Raw genomic sequence first — 22,007 nt, 5'->3', positions numbered from 1 at the left:
AGAGGTAAGTCCATGACCGAGAACACGACCATCGCCGACGAGATCGTCGAGCCGATCAGCCAGGATGCTGACATCGATGCTGGTGACGCCCAGAATGTTGCGGGCGAGGACAACGGGAAGCGCCTGGGCAAGCACGAGCTGCTGGTCGCCGAGGGCGACGCGGCCGGTGACTACCTCGAGCGTCTGCTGGACATCCTGGACTTCGACGGCGACATCGACCTGGACGTCGAGGGCGAGCGTGCGGTCGTCTCGATCATCGGTGACGGCGATGTCGACAAGCTGGTCGGGGAGCGCGGCGAGGTACTCGATGCGCTCCAAGAGCTCACCAGGTTGGCCGCGACGGCCGAGACCGGTCAACGGTCGCGGCTGATGCTCGACGTGGCCGGCTACCGGGCTCGTCGCCGCACGGAGCTGACCGACCTCGGCACGTCGACGGCGGAAGAGGTACGCGACAGCGGTGAGGCCTTCAAGATGCCTGCGATGAACCCGTTCGAGCGCAAGGTCGTGCACGATGCCGTGGCCACCGTGTCGGGCGTGGAATCGTCGAGCGAGGGCGAAGAACCGCGGCGTCGAGTGGTGATCAGCCCCGCCTCCTGACGGGGCACGGCGATCGGTGTGCCTGCGCCGGGCGTTCGACGGGTGGGGCCCCTGTCGTCGGCAATGTTCGTCGGGCCAGAGCTTCGTGGTGGAAGTGGTGACCCGGCAGGTGAATTGCTTCCGGTCGGCCGTGTGACGCCCAGACCTGACGGTGGAATGGAGTGGCCCGAATGACCGATGGTGATGTCGGCCCGGCATCTGGGCCGAATAGCAGCACGCGGAGCGGTGTCGCGCGTGATGACCGTGCGGAGCCCGGCTTGGATCCGGCCGGGGTCGAGATCGAACCGGTGTCGGCGCAGTCGGTATTCGCAGATCGAGTGGGACTCGCTCGCCGGTATGTGGCGAGCCTGGCCGTCGACGGGGTTGTGCGCGGCCTGATCGGCCCGCGTGAGACGGGTCGCCTGTGGAGTCGCCACGTTCTCAATTCGGCGGTCGTAGGGACTTTGCTGACATCAGGCTGTCGGGTGCTCGATATCGGCTCCGGGGCCGGTTTGCCGGGTATCCCCCTTGCCATTGCTCGCGCAGATTGCGAGTTTGTTCTCGTCGAGCCGCTGGAGCGGCGAATTGTATTTCTTCAGCAGGTGGTGTCGGACCTGGGCCTGACGAATTGTCGTGTGGTTCGAGGTCGGGCCGAGCAGGTCATCGGCGAGTGCGGTGATGCTGATGTAGTTACCTCACGGGCGGTGGCGCCATTGGAGAAATTGGCGGCATGGTCGGCGCCTCTGCTTCGGATTGGTGGAGAACTGTTGGGCCTCAAGGGTTCCAGCGCACCGGACGAGATCCTCCGTGATGGTGTGGCAGTGGCGAATTCCGGAGTCGTAGACCTGGAGGTGGTGACGGTCGGTGGTGAGTTCGTCGATCCGGCCACCGTCGTGATTCGCGGCCGTCGGATCGCGGTCGCGAAATCCGGGGCGGATACGAATGTAGGTAGGACTCGAGGACGAGCTGATCGGCCCCCTGGTCGTCGCTGATCCGGTCGCCGCTGATCCGTCGGGTGATCGTGCGATTGTCACCATGGTCGGAGTGGGGCCATTAGCTCGTTGGTATTTGCGATCTGCATTCAGCATCCTCCGCCTGTAAATTCCCAAGTGCAGTCAAGGCGCGGATGGGCCGGCGCGCCATGAGATCCGCCTGGCGCTGATCGTGCCCGAGTGCGGTCCTGGAGGACGGCTGGGAGGTGCCTGCTGAGCGAGGATGAGGCCGGGCCTCGAATTGTCACCGTGACGTTTCCATCCGCGGTTCGCCGATGGTACTCGTTGTCCCTCCATGGATGGTTGGGGAAGACGATCGCGACGAACGTCCACTGGTGCGCACATCGCTACATGGACGATGTGAATCGCCTCGGAGCGGTCGGTGCGGCGTGGGGGCACTCCCCCGCAGTCGTGTGGGCCAGTTCGCGCCACGTCGAACTATTCATCGGCCAGTACCCGATTCCGCCGATGTTCGGCGGCGGGTGAACGTGGCGATTTCTCTGATGTGTAGCCGCCAGGTCGGAAGATGCGTCCGGACGCGGTTCTCTGACGTGGGTTCGGTCTGATGTGGGATTCGGCCGATGATGCGGTGAGCCGCGGAAGTGTCCTGGGGCTGACGGTGAGTTCGTCGAAATTCGCGGGTGGTGAATGGGCACGGTGATTTCCCGGCCAAGGTGATTTCCTGGCAAAGCCGACTGATGGGTCTGTGCGGGGGAGGGGTGTGATTTCACCATCAACCGGTACCCCGGCATTGTGTGGATTGAATCGTATCGGTGGTGGATCGCCGCCCACGTGTGTCACGTGTGTCCATTGTCCGTGAATCATCTGGCCCGCTCGCCATCGGTCGGGCGGGATCGACGGACGTTGCGGGGCCAGATTCAGTCGGCGGCGGAGCGGGCGTGGTCGGCCACCATCATGTGCACAGCAGTATCGACGCGGACTGCCCGATCGGCCACGGGTCAGGTCCTGCCCTGGGTTGTCCGAGGCTTTCGTTCGGCTTTCGTTTGGTCCGATCAGCGAGGTAAGAGTGGTCTCCGCTGGAGGACCCACGACGCCCCACGAGATCGTCGACGGTGGCCCGGGACGGGTGTTCGTGGTTCAGACGCGCTGCGCAAAGCGGTGCCCGTTGGCCAACCAGAATCGAGTCGGCGCGCGCCGAGTGCAGCGATTGATGAAGCTTGTCAATGGTGGATGATGGCAGGCCTGGGGGACCAGCCGACCGGCACTCGGCGCGGCTCTTGGTCAGACTCACGGGCAGTAGCTCGGAGATGGAGGATCTCCCTTCCGAGCTGTTTCACGTGAAACATCGGGTTCGGGCAGCACGTCTACTGATCTGGTTCTGCGCATCGATGGCCTGCCGGGACTTAGGCGGCGGACCATCCGGTGTCGACATCCTGTTTGAACAGAACAAGTGCACCTGCTCGCTGCAGCCAGGGGGTGAACCTGGATCTTGACCACCCGTGACCACGGCGCCTGAGCGGGGTTCGTGGTGAAGCCTCCCTGGCGGTTCCGCACACCGATGGCGGACTCCATCTTGCCGTACCTACGCCGAGGCGCGGGTCCTGTGTCTCGCAGGCGGCGGAGCCGGGCCCGTGCTCGGAGCGCACCCACAAACTGTGCGATCTGAGGTGACGCCCCCGCCGATGTTTCACGTGAAACATGGGTACCGGCGGCCAAGGGTAAGTGCTGATGTACATGAACCTGGCCCCACCCGACCGTAGGTCGTATGCAACTGACCAGGAAACTGGAACGGTCCGTGTCCGAGCACGCGACCAGCAGCCCCAACCCTGGCGACCAGGACCCGAACCCGCTCGGGTCACAGGGTGCACCTCCCACGATGCGCCGCACGGTTGGCGGCGGGCACCGCATTGCGACTCAGCCTCGAGCAGCGTCGGACGTCGAAATGGACCCGGCCAGCGGATCACGTCCGCTCCAAAGCTTGCATATCGTCACCATCGAAGTTGTTGGTCGGGGACGCGAAGACCACGTCAGGCCGTGCGATGGTCGATCAGGATCCGCTCGTGCCGGAGGGCCATGTTTCACGTGAAACATGGCCCATCCTGCCGGTGAGAGGCCCCGTGCGGACGGAACTCAACGAGACGATCTGGATCGAGCCGTCGCCGGCGGCGGGATCCGGCGAGCTCTGAGTGGTCCCGGAGCGACAAGGTCCTTCCTGGGTCGACCTCCCAAATGAACCCACCCGGGCCCCGACGGGATGACGCAACACCCCTTCGGGCGTAGACCGGGGAGGACCTGCAAGTAGGAAAACCTCTCGCGGGAGATGACGGAAGTGGTGGTCCACTAGTAGACCCAATGAGTGGGGCACTTCGCGGAAGGGCGGGCACCGCAATCGTGGTCCAGTCCGGCCGCGGGCACGAAGACCGTCTTGCCGGCGAAAACCGCGATCACTGGCCCAGGGGCCGGCGGGTTGGTCTGCTCAGGCAGAGTCACGGAGTGGCTCTGCGCGGGCCAGTGGTGATCCCGATCCTGGGTGATGACGGTTGGGATTCCGCGTTCAAGCCGACACTGCCGGACGAGCCGGCGGCCCAGGCCGTTGCCAAGAACGATGTCTACCCATGTGCCGGGCCAGACACCGCCATCGAGACTCGCCATGGGCTCCGAACCGCGCGGGTAGCCACGCCAATGGCCGGGCGATGGCGAGGCTTCGACCGACCTCAGGACCTGAACGGACACCGACAACGATCCGACCTTCCCCAACCACCGGCGGGGGCGCCGTTACAGGACTCCGTCGGCTGGTCCCCGCGGACAACGAGAGCATTGACTGGGCTGCTGCGATGAGCAGGGGACGGCGTGATGACAGCCACCCGTGCCTGGGTGCGGGCCCACCCACCGACCTACTGGGTTCACCCGCCCGTCTGCGTGTAGGCGACGCCCCGCGCAACGAGCACCGTCAGTCGCGCGATCGAGGGCAATGTAGAGCTTCCACTTCCGGAACGAGTGGCCCCGCACGGACCGTGAGAGCAGCAGTGGGGGCCGCAGCACGCTTGGACCTACAGCAGCGGAGCACTTCGAATCAGGAACTAAGCGCCCGGCAGGGCGCCACGGGTAGCAGTGACCCCGGACGTCTCGGTGGCGCGCTGGTAGCACCGCACGACGGGATCCGGCAGCCCGCCTGGTTCCTCGGCGCGAGTAGGGAGCCCGAAGAGTTCCGACAAGGGATCCCTGAGTCCCCACCGGGGGTTGCCGCGATCGACACCCGCCCGGGCCGCATGCCTCAGGTCTGCCGCCCTGCAGGACTTGACCCCCGGAAGGACCTGAGCCCCGCAGGACCTGAGCACCGGAGGACCTGAGCCCCGCAGGACTTGAGCCGCCAAGACCCGACCGGCTCAGACGTTCTTCAACCGCGCACCTCCATGCTGCACGGGACAGGTTCGCCCATGTGGATGGGCGCCCCGGTCCTGACCACGGGTAGGCCATACTCATCTCGCGTAGTGTCTTCACGGGCAAGATCCACGAGATGGGTCGCGAGCTTCCGTCGGTATCCCGACGCGCGGCGGCCCTCACACCAGGAGGTCGAGTGGGTTTCGAGACCGATGTTTCACGTGAAACAGAGGAGATCGACGACACGCCCATTGCGCGGGCAGCGCGTCAGGCCGTGAAGGTTCGCAGCGGCGAACTGACCATGCCGAGGCCGCGCAAACGCCGGGTGTTCAGTGTGGCCAACCAGAAGGGTGGAGTCGGCAAGACCACCACCACCGTCAACATCGCAGTGGCGCTGGCGTTGGCCGGTCTTCATGTGCTGGTCATCGATCTCGACCCCCAAGGCAACGCAAGTACCGCCCTGGGGGTGGAACGGACGACCGGAACACCCTCGATCTACGAGGTTCTGATCGGGGAGTACACCGCTGCGGAGGCCATTCAGACCTGTCCGGATGCCCCTCGTCTGGGGTGCATCCCCGCCACCATCGATCTTGCCGGCGCAGAGATCGAACTGGTCTCGATGGACGAGCGCGAGTCCCGTCTGAAGAAGGCGATCGACGGCGTCGAGGCCGAGTTCGACTACGTCTTCATCGACTGCCCACCGTCGCTCGGCTTGTTGACCGTGAACGCGATGGTCGCCACCCGTGAGGTGCTGATCCCGATCCAGTGCGAGTACTACGCGCTCGAGGGTCTAGGGCAACTGCTCCGCAACATCGATCTGGTCAAGCAACACCTGAACCCGACCCTCGACGTGTCCACGATCCTGCTCACCATGTACGACGGCCGGACGAAGCTCGCGGATCAGGTCGCCAACGAGGTCCGCAATCACTTCGGCCCCAAGGTCCTGGCCTCGGTGATACCGCGCTCGGTCAAGATCTCCGAGGCACCCGGCTTCAGTCAGTCGGTGATGACGTACGACCCCGGCTCGCGCGGGGCGATGAGCTATCTGGATGCCGCACGGGAGATCGCCGCACGCGGCGCAAAGGAGCCTTCATGACCAAGCCCAAAGGTGGCCTCGGCCGCGGCCTGGCCGCACTCATTCCGACCGGACCGCAGACCACCGTCGTGTCCGACGTCTTCATGGGTGGTGCCGCGAAGCGCCCCGATGAACCCGATCCCGACGCCGCCGCGACAGGCAGGGCCGTCGGCGACGATGGCCCGTCGGCACCCGACGACCGGAAGGCGGAATTGTCTCCTGACGCACCCCGGTACGAAGAGGTGCCGATCGGCGCCATCAAACCCAATCCCCGCAACCCGAGGACGGTGTTCGACGAGGATGCGTTGAACGAGCTGGAACATTCGCTCCGTGAATTCGGACTCCTGCAGCCGATCGTGGTGCGGCAGGTGGCGAGCGGCTACGAACTCGTCATGGGGGAGCGCCGTTGGCGAGCCGCCCAGCGCATCGGCCTGAAGACGATCCCGGCGATCATTCGCAAGACCGAGGATGCCGAGCTACTGCGGGACGCGCTGCTGGAGAACATCCACCGCGCAAACCTCAATCCGCTCGAGGAGGCTGCTGCCTACCAGCAGCTCCTGCAGGAGTTCGACGTGACCCAGGAGGAGTTGGCGTCGAAGATCGGTCGCAGCCGACCGGTCATCTCCAATACGATTCGCCTCTTGAAGCTGCCGGTCCCGGTACAACGGCGCGTGGCAGCCGGTGTGCTGTCGGCCGGCCATGCCCGCGCTCTGCTCTCGTTGGACGATCCCGACGATCAGGAGGAGCTGGCCACCCGGGTGGTGGCCGAAGGTCTCTCCGTCCGCGGTACCGAAGAGGCAGTGGTGCTGATGGCCGGTCGGACGGCCAAGCCGAAGCGGGCCACGCCCAAGAAGCTCGTCATGCCGGGACTGGCCAAGTTGGCGAACGCTCTCTCGGACACGTTCGACACCAGGGTCAAAGTCGAGCTGGGGCGCCAGAAGGGACGCGTCATCGTGGAATTTGCCACGGTTGACGACCTCGAGCGAATCATTGCCATCATGGCACCGGACGCCTTGGACAAGCGGCGGAACGGCGGAGCTGACCGGGCCTAGCACCCGGGTGTCCCGCCGCTCAGCGGCGACAGAAACGAAGATTTGCGAAACCGCACCTTCCATCGTCCTGGGGCGGACCAAGGCCCGTAACGTCACGGTGACGTTGGACAGCTCAGCTCAGCGGTACATGTCATCGAGAATGCCGAGAACGTCTCTGCTGCTTCACATCTCGCGACGGTTCAGTCCGAACCCAACCCAAGCTGGTCGGCCAACCAATCGGTGATGTCGTCCGCGGCCAGGACGCCGACGCGTTCGGCGACCCGAACGGTCGGATGCTGCCAGTTGACCGCCGCCAACTCGCCATGAGGTGGACGGATGCCGGCGTCGGCAGCGGAGAGGAACCCGGCATCGAGCGCCCCGTCTCCGGCGGCCACCACCCGGTGGGCGCCGAGGCGGCGAGCCACGGCGGTCATCGCCCTTTCCTTCGACAGGGGAAGCGGGATCGCATAGATCTTGCGTCCCTGGACCGACACACGCCAGTCGCGTTCGGCGCACCATGCCGTCCACGACTCGATGAAGTCATCGGGTAGGTACTGCAGATCGACCACGATGTAGCAGAACAGATCGTCACCGACCCGTCGCTTGATGGCCCAGTCGTCCTGACTTCGGACGCGTAACTCCTGTTTGACCTCCGCGAGGGTGGCGCCGCATGCGGCGATCGCAGACGCGGTGGATCGATGCCAGTTCTCATCCGGTTGCCCGTCGACAAGGATGTTCCCGCCATTGCTGGTGATCGCGTACATCGGCGACACGCCTGGGAATCGGACGCGATGGTACTGAGCCATCGTCCGGGTGGTGGTCGGCACGAACGTGCCCACCCGTGACAACTCGGCCAGACGGCGGGCGGCCGCCATCGTCATGAACGAGTTCGGACGCCCATCCAGGATCTCGACCGAGATCAGGTGGGGTGGATCGTCGTCCTCCGCCGATAGCTGCAGTGCGCCGGGGGAGTAGATGAGCGTTCGATCCAGGTCACTGGCGATCATCGTCGGCGCCCCGCTCGATGATTCGGCCTGATCAGGTCTCATCGGTGTTCAACTTTCCCCTGGTTCTGATGTGGACATGCGGCGGATCAGTCCGACGCACGAGTACGGCAGGTCAGGACGAACCTCGACCGGTACCCCCCGCTGCTGGGCCAGCAGGCGCAGATGCTCGTGATCCGGATTGCCCTCCTGTTTGACCAGAATTCGCCAGGGGACCCGGCGCAGCAGCACCCGGGTAGTCTCTCCGACACCGGGTTTGACGAAGTTCACCGACTCGATCCCGTACTCGGCCGCGATGGCCTCGATCGCGCGCCATCCGGCGAAGGTCGGCTCGCGGTCGCACGTCGCCAACGTCGGCAACTCCATCGACACGCGGTCCACGACCGCTGGAAACGCTGCAGCGACCCTGTCCAGCAGCACATTCGATACGTCACCGGAGGCGAGTTCGGAATAGAATTTCGCACCGTGGAATTGTCCGGGCGCCAGATAGGCATCGTTGAGAACGGTACGCGACACCAATCCCGACACCGTCGAATTCAAACACGCAGAGGCAATCAGAAAGTCATCACGAGTACCGAACGTCCGGACGCAATGACCAGGATCGGCCAAGACCGCTAGGTCGTCGTTGAAATCGAGCCCGTAGTCGCGCCGCACCGCTGCCAGCGCCGACGTCAGCTCTTTGGCGATCGCCCCCTTGCCCGTCCATCCGTCGACGAACACCACTTTGCTTGAATCATGATGTGCGGCAATGTATCTCAGAGCCACCGGATCAATTCCCCGGCCACGGACGATCGACAGAGCATAGTGCGGGACCGTCAGATCATGCCGGAACAGAGCCCAGCGGTGCATCAATATCCCGATCGGGGTTCCGGCGCGAGCCAATGATGCAAGCACGATGTCCTGGCCACGCTCCGCCAGCACCAGTTCCGTCACCAGACCCACGGCCGTGGCCAAGCGTTCCGCCGAATCGGCCAATACCACGTCGAAAAGGTCCTGATAATTCTGGTCGGGCTGGAATTCCACGGGCAGGGATTCGGCGTAGTGCGCGGTGCCGGCCTGGATCGCGGCCTCCCGATCGGCCACCTCACCCTCCAGGTCCAGATCGGAGAGATCGGTGAGCAGCCACCTGACCTCGTCAGCAGCGTAGGACCCGAACCCCGGCCCGACCAGCGGCTCCGGCAGGCCCCGGGGCGGTCGAACGCGCCGGACCGTGCGGGCGGTTGCCAGGGCACCGGGGTCGACCGGCCCGATGATCGCCAGCAGCACGTCAAGGCCGGCGGAGCGCAGGGCGGCGACCGGACCGGACGGGCCGTGGAGCACGGCGGAGTCGGCGGCCGAATCCGTCACCAGCACCACCAGATCCGACGGTCGATCATCGGTGTGCAGCGCGTGCACGTTGTAGAGGAACCGCGGCACGTCGGGATCGCCCTCGGAGTCGGCGAAGCGGAAATGACGGCGGACCGGATACCCCGCGTCGTCCACGGCCAGGACCGGCGAGCGCGAGGTCGACTGGAAACTCACTTCGAGGTGCCGATGACGACTCAACTGCTGAGCCAGCCGCAGGGGTAGATACATCAACTCCTCGGTACCCACCACCGTGACCTTGCGGCTCGCCGAACCCTCCAGGGCGCGTACCACAGCTTCGGTCAGGATCTCTCCGGCCCTTCCTGTGGCACGATCGAATCGCAGTCGGTCTGCGTCGAGAAATCCGTGCCGACCACCGTCGGGAAGATCTACAGGCCAATCGATCTCGACCAGGGCGACGGTCGCCGACACCTTGGGCCCGGCGAGCCCACCGGCCGACGCACCGGGTCCGACCGGCCCGGTCGGTTCGGCGTCCAACCCGGCCATCTCGGCGGCCACCGTCGCGGTCAGGTCGTCCGGGAGGTCGACCGAGCCACGGACCAACGACACCACGTCGATCCGGCAGGCCAGACGCTCTGCCAGGGAACGCATCTCGGCCTCGTCATCGGCATCGCGGAGGTCGATCAGACTCGCCACCACGTATCGGCCCCGGGGCCGACGGGCGTGCGCCTGCTCGATGGTCCCCATCGCGGTGCGGCCGGTGGAGAGTTCGTCGTCGACCAGCACGAGCAGGTCCGCCCCGTCCAGCAGCGTGTTCGGCACGGGAAGCAGGAGATGGCTGGTCGCGTGCGAATGACCCTCCTCGAATCGACCTGCGATCTCCACTCCGGCGACCGGTCGTCGGGTGGAATGCAGGTAGCAGGCGGCCCGCAGTTGGTCGGCGACCAGATGACCGAGGCCGGTGGCGGTCTCGGCGAACCCGATCACCAGGACGGGGGTCTGGGCACGAGCGTCCAACTCGCGGTCCAGCATCTCCAGCAGCGCCCCGGGTCGACCTTCCCGGATCGCCGCCCGCGCGGGTTCGGCCCACTCGCTCTTCTGCCCGGGAAATCCCATTGCCGCGCGGACCATTTCACCCAACAAGCGGCCGACTGCCGTCACCACCTCGGGATCGACGGGGATGTGCTTGCCCAGCACCGTCGACACCAGTAGATGAGCGCGGCGTGGATTTCGGCGCGCCGCAACACCGACCAGATCCTCGATGGTCAGTCCGACGGGGGAGGAGGTGGTCCGCAGCACGACACCGAATCGGTCCGACATCCAGGTACCGAGCGAGGTCGATCCGGCCATGGTCACCGATCCAGCAGGGCGGTCAGGATCTCGACGTGCGAGACGTCGGGATTGGCCACGCCGAAAACCTCGGCGCGGTCACGGATCCGCTCCGCCCACCGACGATGGGGACGCATCTCGTTCATCTTGTTCCGGTAGCCGGACGCACGAACACCGGCCTCCGCGGACTCCAGGATGTCGCTGGCATCACTGAACTCCTCGTGTGGAACGACCGAGAGTGCATGCACCGCAGAGACATGCGAGGGATGGATGACGGTCTTGCCGGTCAACCCGTTCGCCCGGTCCAGCACGATCTCGCGGATCAGTCCGTCGACGTCGTTGGTCACCAACTGGTGCCGGAACGACTTGGCGTGGCGGGTCTCGAAGGGCGTAGCCCGTAGCTGTGGACGGAACATCCGCTCGTGCCCGGCGAAGTACTCCCACACGGGACCGCTGATGGCGTAGCCGGTACCGTCCGCACGTCCGAGGTGGTTGACCACTTCGGAGATCAGTTCCGCCACCACCCCGACGTGGTAGATGCTGAGGTCACGGTCACGTCGAATCCCATACAGCCCGCAGAGGTCCGTCGCACCGAAGCGGACCGCCAGAACGGTCTCCCGGTACTGACCGAGCAGATCACGGATCGCCGACAACGCGTCGTCACGGGTCTCCCGGTAGATGACGTCCGGTGTCTCCAGCACGGGCATCGCGAAGAGCCTGGAGCCGAGACGTTCGGATCCAGCGAGGATCTCGCCGAGAAACCGGGCGCCCGTCGAGGCCGAGAACTTCGGCAGGACGAAGCCGGTCAGCGCAGAACCGGCGTCACCAATTCCATCGATGACCTGGTGGATATGTTCAGGTGTACGGACTCTCACGAAGACCAGCGTCTGCTGCTCAGACCTGCTCAGCGTGGTCAGTGCGCAGTTCACATTGACCAGGGCTTGTTCGACGTCGTCGTCCGCGACGGCATCTTCCAGGTCGATGACGACCGATCGAACACCCTCGGCCGCCCGCTTGTTGATGGCCTTGACGAGGTCATCGCGTACCCCCGGGACGTAGAGGGTCGCGCCGAGGGCATTGGCCAGCACGGTTCTGGAACTGTCACGGTCGAACTCGCCCGGACCCACCGAGAACAACTCGTCGCGCTGGTCCTGCGCCAGGTGGTCGAAGTGACGCACTGATGTCCTCTCGATAGCGGTCAGGGCAACCAGTGTGCCTCACCTCCTCGACCTTTCGTCCCGGTTCGATGCATCCCGGTGTGAACAGCAGTGGGAGAGGAGACGAACATCGCGTCGGCAGGTGTTCTCAGGCCGTTTAAACTGGGGAGGACAAATCCAGGAGCCGGCGCCGGGAGTACAGGTGGAATCAGTTCGAATCTGGCTCAACCGGAACTATGCAACAACGGTTCATCTGCTGAACATGTTGCGACACAACGAAGACGGCATCCCCGTGACGTTGTTCTCCTCGCACGTCGATCCATTCTCACCGATGCTCGCTGCCAGTGATCACCGTCTCCGTGAACCGGTCGTCACCGATCCGGACTTCGTCGATGAGATGTTGGCCCTGTGCCTGCGGCACGACATCGACGTGTTGCTGCCGGTCGCCGGCCAATCGCTGGTCGCGCACCGGGCCGCGGATTTCAAAATCATTGGTACGGCGCTGATCTGCCCTCCTGCAGCGGCTGTCGACGTGCTTGCCGACAAGGCATCGACCTATCTGGCGCTCTCCGGCAGCGCCTTGGTTCCGCCGTGGCGGGTGGCCAGCACGCTCGGTGAGTTCGATGCGGCGATCGCGGATCTCGAAGATCTCTGGACCATCGGCGAGCCCCTCATCCTCAAACCCACGTCCGGGGTCGGCGCCGACGGTGTGCGTTTCCTGTCCAGGACGGGACCGGACCTGGCCGGCCTGCTCGGGCCGGTCGGCCCCCTGGTGGGACTGGACACGGTGCGCTGTGCGTTGGCCGGGGCGGAGGCGGCCGGCGTCAAGATTCCGGCCCTGATGGTGATGCCGTACCTCTCGGGACCGGAGACCAGCGTTGATGTCCTCGCCCAGCGCGGACGGACGCTGGTGGCAGTTCCTCGGACGAAGAATGGTCGGCAGCGGGTGATCGGCGGGGATCCCAGGCTCCCCCGGTTGGCGGCGGAGCTGGTGCAGCACTTCGATCTCGACGGTCTGGTCAACGTGCAGTTCCGCTCGTTCGACGACCGACCTGCGCTGCTGGAGATCAATTCTCGGCCGTCCGGTGGTCTGTATCAGACCTCGCTGGCCGGGGTGAACCTGCCGTGGGCGGCCGTCCGGGTTGCGCTCGGTCAGGATCCGGGTCGGCTGCGTCCCACGCTCGGCGCCGAATACGTCACGGTCTCGTCGGTCATCGCGTTGACGCAACCGGCGGAACCGCCGGTCGACGCCATGGTTGCCGCCGCAACACCGACCGGCCACGCGGCCGACTGACTACCTGGCCTCGCCGCGGACCCGGTCGATGATGTTCTTGACGAAGGCCTCGACCGATTGCAGCGTCTGGAGGTAGGACCAGTAGTCGGGGTGGGTGCCGGTCAATTCGGCGGTCGCGCGATCGATCCGTGCGGACTGCGCGTCGAGCACCGAACCCCACTGGCGCACCAGACCCCGGTCGACGACGAGCAATTGGGCGTCGCGAAGCTTGAAACGGGTGGTCTTGGCCGCTGCCACGGGATCCTGTCTGGTGGCTCGCAGGATCCGCAGTCGTTCGCCGAGCGAATCACCGTCGTGCTCGGCCGCGGACAGCCGGGAGCGGGCGGTGGTCAGATGGTGGGAAGCCGGTTCCGGTTGCCCGGCCCGCAGTGCGGTCTCGGCAGCGGCCCACTCACCGCGGGCGTCCTGGAGCGACTTCCGGGCGCGGTCGTCGGCCCCGTTGAGATCCTTGGAGCAGTCCACCGAGAACTCGCGCAGGAGCGCCGACTTGGTCGTCGGCAGCGTTCCCAGCCGGGTCGTCACCGCCTCGATCCTGGTCTTCACGCTGCTCAGCGACCCGCGCACCGTCGAGGACAGCGACCGGGCTGCGGAAATCCTGCTCGTGATCGCGTCGGCGGCCGCATGGACGGCCGCCGCGGTGTGGCGGATCTCCAGGGGCGAGCCGACAGTCTCGGCCGTCTTGAGGGAGGAGAGCGCATCGACCAGCTCGCCGGCGGCCGTCATGACGCTGGGGTAGGCGAACCCCTCGGCCTCGGCCTTGGTCAGTTCGGCTTCGGCCCTGACCGCCGAGGCGCGAGCGTCTGCCGAGATCTGCGGCGTCGCAGCTCTCAGCGATCTGACTTTCTCGAGTTCGACGGAGTGCTTGCGGTAGAAGGCGTCCACAGCGACTGCGGCATCGGCCAGCGCCTGGTGCACCTGGCTGAAGGCGGCCACGGCCGCTACCGGGTCGACGCCGGTGGGGCGGTCCGCAGCGTCCAGTAGTGAATGACTCTCGGCCGTGGCCAGGTAGTGGGAGGAGGCCTCGAAGCTCCGCTCTGCGACGGGCGCCCATTCGCGCAGCATCGCCGAGTCGGCGACGGAACTCTCGCCGGCCGCGTCGATGGCGTCCTTGACGTAGGACTGACGGTTGTCCAGGTCGAGGAACGCTGCGACAGCACCATCCTGCGCGGCCTGTGCGGCTTGATCCTGTGGCCGCCTGGTGAGGCGTCCCGACCAGTTCCTGGACATGGTTCGATCCTACGGCGATCACCCGGGCCGCCACCGGTGCGATCGGCGCGGGCGTTCCCCCACCCGGACCCCCACACGGTCCCCCACCTCGCGCATCACCTGCGCAAAGTCCTGCGACCGTGGACCGCTGCCGCCATTTGCAGCTTCCCCGGGCCGGATGATCTTGGCGCGTGTAGCGTTCCGTGCTGGCAGGAGTGCGGTCATTCTGCACATCCGGCAGAACAAGGTTCGACCTGAAGGAACTCTGACGGGCCTGGTGCGCGTTGGAGGAGCAGGAAGCAGCGGCGGGCAGCACCGAGTGCGTGCTGCCGAGCGACACAACAGTAGGAGGAGTCGGCAATGGGTGTGAGCCTGACCAAGGGTGGCAACGTCTCGCTGACGAAAGCTGCCCCGAATCTCACGGCGGTCACGGTTGGCCTGGGCTGGGATGCCCGTGCCACCACCGGCGCGGATTTCGACCTGGACGCCAGCGCGCTGGCTCTGGGTGAGAACCACAAGGTCGTGTCCGACCAGTACTTCATCTTCTTCAACAACCTGCGCTCGCCCGACGGGTCCATCGAGCACCTCGGTGACAACCTGACCGGTGGCGGGGACGGTGACGACGAGCAGGTCAAGGTCGATCTGTCGGCGGTGCCACCGAACGTCCTCTCGGTCGTGTTCGCTGTCTCCATCTACGAGGGCGACAGCCGCCAGCAGTCGTTCGGGCAGGTCCGGAACGCGTTCATCCGCGTCGTCAACCAGGCCGACAGCGTCGAGCTCGCCCGCTACGACCTCACCGAGGACGCCTCCACCGAGACCGCCATGGTCTTCGGCGAGCTGTACCGCAACGGTGCGGAGTGGAAGTTCCGGGCCATCGGTCAGGGCTACGCCAGTGGTCTTGCCGGCATCGGACGCGACTTCGGCGTCAACGTCTGACCCGACTCCTTTCTGCCTGACGCTGCTCCGGTACCGCCGTCCCGACCTGCCGTCGGGGATAGATCGGTGGTGCCGGAGTCCGGCGGGCCCCCGGCTTCTGGCCTTGTCTCACTGCTGGCTCGTGTGTCCGCCGCGCCGGGTTCGATCGCCCACGACCTCGCGGGACGACCTCGCGAGACAAGATTTTCGAACAAGTGAGCACAGGAGCACATGATGGCCATCGATTACACGCGCAAGCGTCCAACGCCCCCGGCTGCGGCTCCGGCTGCGCCCCCGGTCCCGGCTGCGAATGGTTCCGGGTTGCCGTCCTGGTACACGCCGCCGGAAGAGGACGAGGCGGCCGCCGCGCCCGCCCCCCTGCCGCAGGCTCCTCGCCCGCCGGCTCCACCGACGCCTTCTGCCTATCCGGCGCCGACGGCGGCCTGGCCGCCGCCGGCCTCGGCGGCCGGTTACCCGCCGCCAAGTGCGCCGGCCAACTACCCGCCGCCTTCCGGCCCGCCCGTCTACCAACCGACTGCATCCGTGCCGGCACCCAGCCGGGCCGGAGGTGTGTCGTTGCAGAAGGTCTCGCTCACTGCTTCGGCCCCGCAGATCTCCTTGACCAAGACCGGTGGGAGCAGTGGCAACATCCGCGTCAATCTCAACTGGTCGCAGGGCGCGGCGGCGGCACCGTCGGGTCAGAAGGCCGGTGGATTCTTCAAGCGGTTGGCGGCTCAGGCCGCCGGCGGTTCAGGCGGTGTCGATCTGGATCTCGGTTGCCTCTACGAGCTCTCGGACGGGTCGAAGGGGGTCGTGCAGGCCCTGGGCAACTCGTTCGGATCGCTGGACCGTGCGCCGTGGATCAAGCTGGACGGCGACGACCGTACCGGCGCGGTGACCTCGGGCGAGAACATGTCGATCAACCTGGATCAGCCCGGTCGGTTCCGTCGGATCCTGATCTTCGCGATGATCTACGAGGGCGCACCGAACTGGGCCGCCGTCGACGGCGTCGTCACCCTGAGCCCGATCAACGGTCCCCAGATCGAGGTGCGCCTCGACGCAAGCGATCAGGCCGCCCGGATCTGCGCGGTGGCGCAGCTGATCAACAACAACGGTGACCTGGTCGTGCAGCGCGAGGTCAAGTACATCAACGGTGGTCAGTCGGTGCTCGACCGCCAGTACGGGTGGGGCATGAACTGGAGTCCGGGCCGCAAGTAGGCGGGCGCGACGGCGTCTGCTCCAGAGGTCGATCAGCCCTACCCACCAACTCTCGTCACGACCAGTGGCACACCGGGGCCCAGCAGCTGGACCTTCTGTTTCAGTGGCCAGCAACTGCCTCGACCCGGACCGCAGAGGAATCGCTGAAGTTCATGAGCCAACACGGCCACGATCACCCGCTTCCGGCCCTCGACCTGCCCTACGGACTGCCCGACTGGGCATTCGAAGGCATGGTGCACCCGGATCGAGAGGTGACGGCCCCACAGGCCCCACAGGTCACGGAACCATCCACGACGCCCGCGGTCGACGTCGACGAGAACGACAATCTCGGTCTGCCGACGTTCGGCAATCGGGACTGGGTCGGCACCACCGCTGCGCTGGCGGCCCGAAGACCGGACGTGGTCATCGTCGGGGCGCCGTTTGACATCAACACGACCAACCGGGCCGGCGCCCGGTTCGGGCCGAAGTACCTGCGCTCCACCGCATATGACCCAGGCACCTATCATCTGGACCTTGGTATCGAACTGTACGACTGGCTGGACGTGGTCGACCACGGCGATGCTCATTGCCCGCACGGACGGACGGCACCGTCCCTGCGCAACATCGAGCGCAAGGTCGCCGGCGTACTGGTCGCCGGAGCCATGCCCATCGTCATCGGCGGCGATCATTCGATCACCTGGCCGTCTGCCACCGCGGTGGCGCGAAAGTTCGGCTGGGGCAAGCTGGGTCTGCTGCACTTCGACGCCCACGCTGACACGGCAGACATCATCGAGGGCAATCTCGCTTCGCATGGCACTCCGATGCGCAGGCTGATCGAGTCGGGTGCGGTGCGCGGCAGGAACTTCGTCCAGGTCGGCCTGCGCGGCTACTGGCCGCCGCCGGAGACCTTCGACTGGATGCAGCAGAACGAGATGACCTGGCACCTGATGCATGAACTATGGGAGCGCGGGGTGCGGCCGGTGATCGCGGATGCGATCGCGCGGGCGGGGGACGGCTGTGACGCCCTGTATCTGTCCGTGGACATCGACGTGCTGGACCCTGGTTTCGCACCGGGCACCGGTACGCCAGAACCCGGCGGCATGAACCCGGCCGACCTACTCAGAGCGGTGCGCTCGATTGCGCTCGAGACTCCATTGGTGGCAATGGATGTGGTCGAGGTCTCGCCGCCTTACGACCATGCCGACAGCACCGTGAACAACGCCCACCGGGTGGTACTGGAGGCCCTTGCCGGGCTGGCCTACAAGAAGCGGGAAAGGGCCGGCGGCAATGTCACGCGACCCGGTTACCGCCCGGACCCGGCATCGTTGCGCTATCCGGCCGACGGCTGAATCGAGCTGACCCACGACCCACGGACCCGCTGATCGCGACAGGTCCACCGGGGTCAGATCTTGACGACTACCGCGTACGACCCGATCCCGATCAAGCTGCTGCCGTCGATTGGCTGGTCGTCGGTGAGGATGCCGAGGATGCTGCCGTCTGCCGGGTCGAAGTCGACATCTCGGACGGTGCCCACCTGCTGACCGCCCGACGTCAGGATCCTCTTCTTCAGGATGGCGTGATGCTTGGAGTTGAGCTCGGCGAACGTGCCCTCCTCGGCGACGATGAGGTGGTCGCCGGCGACCGTGACCGCGTCGGCACCGAAGGCGGTGACGTCGGACCACGGGAGGATCGTCCCGGTTCCCGGCGTCTTCTTCAGCGAGAGGGCGACCACTTTCTGCACCGTCGGGTCGATCACGAACGACCCGACGTGCCCGACGGTGGCAGCGTTACCGGTGCTGACGACCTTGTGTCCGGAGGCTTCGGAGAACAACATCAGGAAACTCCACCCAGCTGCGAACGGAACGCGTCGATGGCGGAGCCGAAGCCTGCCAGGTTGTCAGTGAGGTAGTTGGCCGCCGCCGCCGGCACCATCAGATGCTCGCCCGAGGCAGACAACGTGTCCGGCAGCGGAATGAGCAGGGGCAGCTTGCCACGCCCGAGGCTTTCGACCGGGTCGATCTGGTAGCCGACCACGTCCGCCTGGCCGCCCTGGCTCTCGCCGATGCCGATGATGACGTCCGACACGCGACCGAGGGAGGTGCCGGCGTCGGTCAGGACCTCGGACTTGAGGATGTCGGCTTTGCCGGAGGCGACCGGGCCATCCGAGGATTCGAAGGCCTCGGCGAGCGGAACGAGCACGGCTTCCGACTCGATCATCACGGCGTCCGGTCCGAGACCGGCGACTGCAGCCCAGGGGAGCGCCACCTTCAGAGGACCGGCGAACAATCCACGACCGGCCAGAGTGAAGGATCCGATCTGACCACCGTTGGCGGCGTAGACGATGTCCTTGATCTGGGCGACGTCCTCACCGGCAAAGGTGACCACGACGCGCCCGGCGAGTTCACTGGCCCGCACCAGGGTGCTCATTTCCGCCCCCGCTTGCGGTCACTGATGATGACGCCGCCGCTGCGGCGCTTCGCCTGGATCGCGATGAAGGCACCCACCAGTACCACGATCACCACGATCACGATGATCAACCACGCCCACCACTGCATCATGACCTCCGCCGCACAGACGGCCCGAGTGCCGTACCTGCTATTCGTGGATACCCGCCGGTGAGATTGCCAAACCCGGGGTGATCGTGTCGTGATCGAAGTCGGTGGGTGCACGGGGACCTGACCCAGGTGCAGCGCGCGCCGCCCGGCCCGGCGATGCTGACATAGGTTGAACGCTTGAGCCGCGTAATGCGGTCGCCGCGGTCGTAGCATCCGGTTCGTCGTAAATGTTCGGTTACCGGAGCAGCTCCGGCATTACGGGTCTCAAGGGATGTATGGTACCTCCCCTCTGCTGGTTTAGCCGCCCAGTCACTCGGCGGGCCAGTCACTCGGCGGGAGGGGCGCAGCAGCTCGCTGTACCAGCTCAGGGTTGACCAGCCCGTGGAGTCAGCCGTCGGACGGGTCAGCCGCAGGACCGTCAGCCCGGGTGATGGCCTGTTCGATCAACTGCGAGTAGACGGCGCCCAGATCCTCGCCGGCGGCCTCGACGGACATCGGCAGCATGGAGGTCTCGGTGAGCCCCGGCGAGACGTTGACCTCGAGGAACTGGACCCGGCCGTCGGTGTCGACGATGGCATCCGTCCGGGAGATGTCCTGGAGGCCGAGGGCTTGGTGGGCCCCGATGGCAAGGTCCGCGGCGGCCGCGGCGACCTCGAAGGTGAGGCGGGCCGGTGTGTAGTAGGTGGTCAGACCGGCGGTGTACCGGGATTCGTAGTCGAAGACACCGCTTTCCGGAACGATCTCTACCGCCGGGAGGGCTCGCGGGCCACCGGCGCCGTCGATCACGGTGATGGCGAGTTCGACCCCTTCGACGAACTGCTCGACGAGCACCACGTCGCCGTAGGCGAAGGCCTGGACCAGTGCGCCGGGAACCTCCGACGACTGACGCACCACGGTGGCGCCCAGCGCCGAACCACCCTGGTGGGGCTTGAGCATCAACGGCAGGCCGAGGTGACCGATCAGGGCCTCGATCAGTGCGGAGGCGCCGAGATCACGAAAAGTATTGTGGGCCAACGTGATCCAGTTGGGGGTATGGAATCCGGCCCTCTTGACGAGGGTCTTGGCCGTTGGCTTGTCCCACGACAACCGGCAGTCGTGCGAGCGGGTCCCGAGGTAGGGCACCCCGGCGAGTTCGAGAATGCCCTGCACAGCGCCATTCTCACCACGTCCGCCGTGCAATGCGATGATCGCCGCGTCAGGCTTGCTCTCGGCCAACCACGGCAGGAGCGCGGAATCGGCGTCGCGGACGGTGACTTCCAGACCCTGCCGGCGCAGGGCCTCGGTCAGCCGCGACCCGGACCGTAGGGACACCTCGCGCTCGTGCGTGAGTCCGCCGGCCAGTACCACCACATGACGATCGGTCATCGTGAGTTCCGCATCTGAAGAGTGTTCGAGGTCTCGGTCGGTGGCTGCTCGGTCGGTGTGGTCTCGGTCGGTCGGAGTCTTGGTCTGTCTCGGGCTGGGTGGGTGTCAAGCTCAGTAGATGTCGGTTGCCGGTGACGACGGACCGCGGTTCGCACGGCGCGCCGGGAGGGCGGCCGGACCGTTGAACCCGAAGGTCTTCATCACTTCCATCTCGCTCTCCAGGACCGCGGCCAGCCGCCGGACACCCTCGACGATGCGTTCCGGAGTGGGGAAGCAGAACGACAGTCGCATCTGCCGTGAGCCGAGACCGTCGGCGTAGAAAGCGGTTCCAGGGACGTAGGCGACAAGCGCGGTGGTGGCTCTTGGCAGCATGGCCTGGGTGTCGAAGCCCTCGGGGAGCGTCACCCAGACGTAGAACCCACCCTCCGGCCGAGTCCAGGTGGTGCCCTGCGGCAGGTGGGTCTCCAGGGCGGAGATCATCGCATCGCGGCGCTCGGCATAGGTCTGCCGGTACGTCTTCACCTGGCTCTGCCAGTCGAAGTTGGCCAGGTAGCGGGAGACCAGCATCTGGTTGAAGACCGGGGGGTTGAGCGTGGCACTCTCGTTGGCCAGCACCAGCTTCTCCCGCACGGCGTGCGGCGCCAGCACCCACCCGACCCGGAGACCAGGAGCGAACGTCTTGGAGAACGAGCCGAGGTAGATGACATTGTTCGGGTCGTCGGCACGGATCGCGCGGCGCACCTTGTCGTCGAATCCGAGCAGTCCGTAGGGGTTGTCCTCGAGGATCGGAATGCCGGCGTCGCGGCAGATCTGCGCGAGCTCGATTCGTCGTTCCGTCGACATGGTGACGCCGGCCGGGTTGTGGAAGTTGGGAATCGTGTACAGAAGCTTGATCCGTCGGCCCTGAGCCCGGACCGTCTCGATGGCGGCCGAAACGGCGGAGGGGATGAGGCCGTCGCTGTCCATCTCGATGTGCACGACGCTCGCCTGGTACGACGCGAAGGTGGACAGCGCACCGACGTAGGAAGGCGCCTCGGCCAGGATCACGTCGCCGGGATCGCAGAAGATCCGGGTGACCAGATCAAGCGCCATCTGCGAACCGAGCGTGACCGTGACGTCGTCCGGGTGCGCGCTGATGCCCTCGAGCGCCATCACCTGGCAGATCTGTTCGCGCAGTTCGAGAATGCCCTGACCGGACCCGTACTGCAGGGCGACGAGGCCGTCCTCGGCGATGAGCTTCGCCGCTTCCGCGGCCACGCTCTCCAACGGCAAGGACTGCAGATAGGGCATTCCGCCGGCCAGCGAGACGACCTCGGGGCGGTTGGCCACTGCGAACAGCGACCGGACTGCCGAAGCTCGCATGCCAGCCGTGCGCTGCGCGTACAAGGGCATGTGTCGGTCCAGGCTGTTCCCGGTCATGTGGCTTTCCTTGCCGTCGTACCGCCGCCGGGCCGGGTCGGGGCGCGTCGAGAGGATGGTCGGTGCCGGGGCGGGTTGGATGAATCCTACCGTCGACGCCGTAGGTCGGCGCCTGGTTGCCCGTCACGTGCGCGGGGCCCTCGTCGCCGCTTTCGGCATGTTGCCCGCCCCGGTTGTCCACAACTGCCGATACCGAAGGTCTCCGTCGCCCGACTACGGGGACTGAGACCTTCGGTATCGCCCGC

General features: G+C 66.1%; 18 protein-coding genes. 9 read left to right on the top strand and 9 right to left on the bottom strand.

Translation table 11 applies throughout. The annotated features are described in order from the left end of the window. Positions 1 to 12: 12 nt before the first annotated feature. The 5 genes from H7F38_RS03720 (at position 13) to H7F38_RS03705 (ending at position 7,037) form a co-directional block, all read left to right on the top strand. Positions 13 to 597: a R3H domain-containing nucleic acid-binding protein gene (locus H7F38_RS03720; RefSeq protein ID WP_187092919.1), complete on the top strand. Its 585-nt coding sequence runs from the start codon at positions 13 to 15 to the stop codon at positions 595 to 597. Positions 598 to 854: 257 nt separating this feature from the next. After that, on the top strand, positions 855 to 1,568 hold the full coding sequence (gene rsmG, locus H7F38_RS03715) for a 16S rRNA (guanine(527)-N(7))-methyltransferase RsmG (protein ID WP_222618419.1): 714 nt from the start codon (positions 855 to 857) through the stop codon (positions 1,566 to 1,568). Between the two features lie 351 nt (positions 1,569 to 1,919). After that, complete coding sequence (locus tag H7F38_RS25835; protein ID WP_255498232.1) at positions 1,920 to 2,054, top strand: hypothetical protein; 135 nt, start codon at positions 1,920 to 1,922, stop codon at positions 2,052 to 2,054. Between the two features lie 2,992 nt (positions 2,055 to 5,046). Continuing rightward, complete coding sequence (locus H7F38_RS03710) at positions 5,047 to 6,006, top strand: ParA family protein (protein ID WP_187092917.1); 960 nt, start codon at positions 5,047 to 5,049, stop codon at positions 6,004 to 6,006. Further along, complete coding sequence (locus H7F38_RS03705; protein WP_187092916.1) at positions 6,003 to 7,037, top strand: ParB/RepB/Spo0J family partition protein; 1,035 nt, start codon at positions 6,003 to 6,005, stop codon at positions 7,035 to 7,037. The genes H7F38_RS03710 and H7F38_RS03705 overlap by 4 nt, the downstream gene beginning before the upstream one ends. Positions 7,038 to 7,216: 179 nt before the next feature. Here the strand turns inward: H7F38_RS03705 and H7F38_RS03700 are convergent, their stop codons facing one another. From H7F38_RS03700 to H7F38_RS03690, 3 genes are read right to left on the bottom strand one after another with little or no spacing between them, the layout of a single operon-like run. After that, complete coding sequence (locus H7F38_RS03700; protein ID WP_222618418.1) at positions 7,217 to 8,065, bottom strand: HAD family hydrolase; 849 nt, start codon at positions 8,063 to 8,065, stop codon at positions 7,217 to 7,219. A gap of 6 nt (positions 8,066 to 8,071) precedes the next feature. Continuing rightward, positions 8,072 to 10,675 carry a phosphoribosyltransferase gene (locus tag H7F38_RS03695; RefSeq protein WP_187092915.1) on the bottom strand — a complete coding sequence of 868 codons (2,604 nt, stop codon included), beginning with the start codon at positions 10,673 to 10,675 and terminating at the stop codon, positions 8,072 to 8,074. A gap of 2 nt (positions 10,676 to 10,677) precedes the next feature. Then, positions 10,678 to 11,832, bottom strand: a complete 1,155-nt coding sequence (locus H7F38_RS03690; protein WP_187092914.1) for an HpcH/HpaI aldolase/citrate lyase family protein — start codon at positions 11,830 to 11,832, stop codon at positions 10,678 to 10,680. Positions 11,833 to 11,953: 121 nt separating this feature from the next. Between H7F38_RS03690 and H7F38_RS03685 the strand changes: the two genes are divergently transcribed. Beyond that, positions 11,954 to 13,105, top strand: coding sequence for an ATP-grasp domain-containing protein (locus tag H7F38_RS03685; RefSeq protein ID WP_187092913.1), 1,152 nt, complete (start codon positions 11,954 to 11,956; stop codon positions 13,103 to 13,105). Here the strand turns inward: H7F38_RS03685 and H7F38_RS03680 are convergent, their stop codons facing one another. Beyond that, a complete protein-coding gene (locus H7F38_RS03680) occupies positions 13,106 to 14,332 on the bottom strand; it encodes a hypothetical protein (RefSeq protein ID WP_187092912.1) in 1,227 nt (408 codons plus the stop codon). It abuts the gene before it with no gap. Positions 14,333 to 14,671: 339 nt separating this feature from the next. Between H7F38_RS03680 and H7F38_RS03675 the strand changes: the two genes are divergently transcribed. The 3 genes from H7F38_RS03675 (at position 14,672) to speB (ending at position 17,772) form a co-directional block, all read left to right on the top strand. Further along, positions 14,672 to 15,247 carry a TerD family protein gene (locus tag H7F38_RS03675; protein WP_187092911.1) on the top strand — a complete coding sequence of 192 codons (576 nt, stop codon included), beginning with the start codon at positions 14,672 to 14,674 and terminating at the stop codon, positions 15,245 to 15,247. A gap of 522 nt (positions 15,248 to 15,769) precedes the next feature. Continuing rightward, on the top strand, positions 15,770 to 16,444 hold the full coding sequence (locus H7F38_RS03670) for a tellurium resistance protein (RefSeq protein WP_187094457.1): 675 nt from the start codon (positions 15,770 to 15,772) through the stop codon (positions 16,442 to 16,444). 152 nt (positions 16,445 to 16,596) lie between these two features. Then, complete coding sequence (gene speB, locus H7F38_RS03665; protein WP_255498230.1) at positions 16,597 to 17,772, top strand: agmatinase; 1,176 nt, start codon at positions 16,597 to 16,599, stop codon at positions 17,770 to 17,772. A 53-nt stretch (positions 17,773 to 17,825) separates the two neighbouring features. On the opposite strand, the gene H7F38_RS03660 is transcribed toward speB, so the two are convergent. The 5 genes from H7F38_RS03660 to H7F38_RS03645 form a co-directional block, all read right to left on the bottom strand. After that, a complete protein-coding gene (locus H7F38_RS03660; RefSeq protein ID WP_187092910.1) occupies positions 17,826 to 18,257 on the bottom strand; it encodes a PRC-barrel domain-containing protein in 432 nt (143 codons plus the stop codon). Further along, positions 18,257 to 18,850, bottom strand: coding sequence for a PRC-barrel domain-containing protein (locus H7F38_RS03655; protein WP_187092909.1), 594 nt, complete (start codon positions 18,848 to 18,850; stop codon positions 18,257 to 18,259). Before H7F38_RS03655 ends, H7F38_RS03660 begins: the two co-directional genes overlap by 1 nt. After that, positions 18,847 to 18,981, bottom strand: coding sequence for a hypothetical protein (locus H7F38_RS25830; RefSeq protein WP_255498229.1), 135 nt, complete (start codon positions 18,979 to 18,981; stop codon positions 18,847 to 18,849). The genes H7F38_RS03655 and H7F38_RS25830 overlap by 4 nt, the downstream gene beginning before the upstream one ends. 384 nt (positions 18,982 to 19,365) lie before the next feature. Continuing rightward, complete coding sequence (locus H7F38_RS03650) at positions 19,366 to 20,343, bottom strand: D-alanine--D-alanine ligase (RefSeq protein ID WP_187092908.1); 978 nt, start codon at positions 20,341 to 20,343, stop codon at positions 19,366 to 19,368. Positions 20,344 to 20,454: 111 nt separating this feature from the next. Then, the gene (locus tag H7F38_RS03645) at positions 20,455 to 21,762 is read right to left on the bottom strand and encodes a PLP-dependent aminotransferase family protein (RefSeq protein WP_187092907.1); all 1,308 of its coding nucleotides are present in this window, start codon (positions 21,760 to 21,762) and stop codon (positions 20,455 to 20,457) included. Positions 21,763 to 22,007: the final 245 nt, after the last annotated feature.

This window comes from Nakamurella sp. PAMC28650, from assembly GCF_014303395.1.
GTDB lineage: Bacteria > Actinomycetota > Actinomycetes > Mycobacteriales > Nakamurellaceae > Nakamurella.
This window is presented reverse-complemented; position numbering and strand designations above follow the sequence as displayed.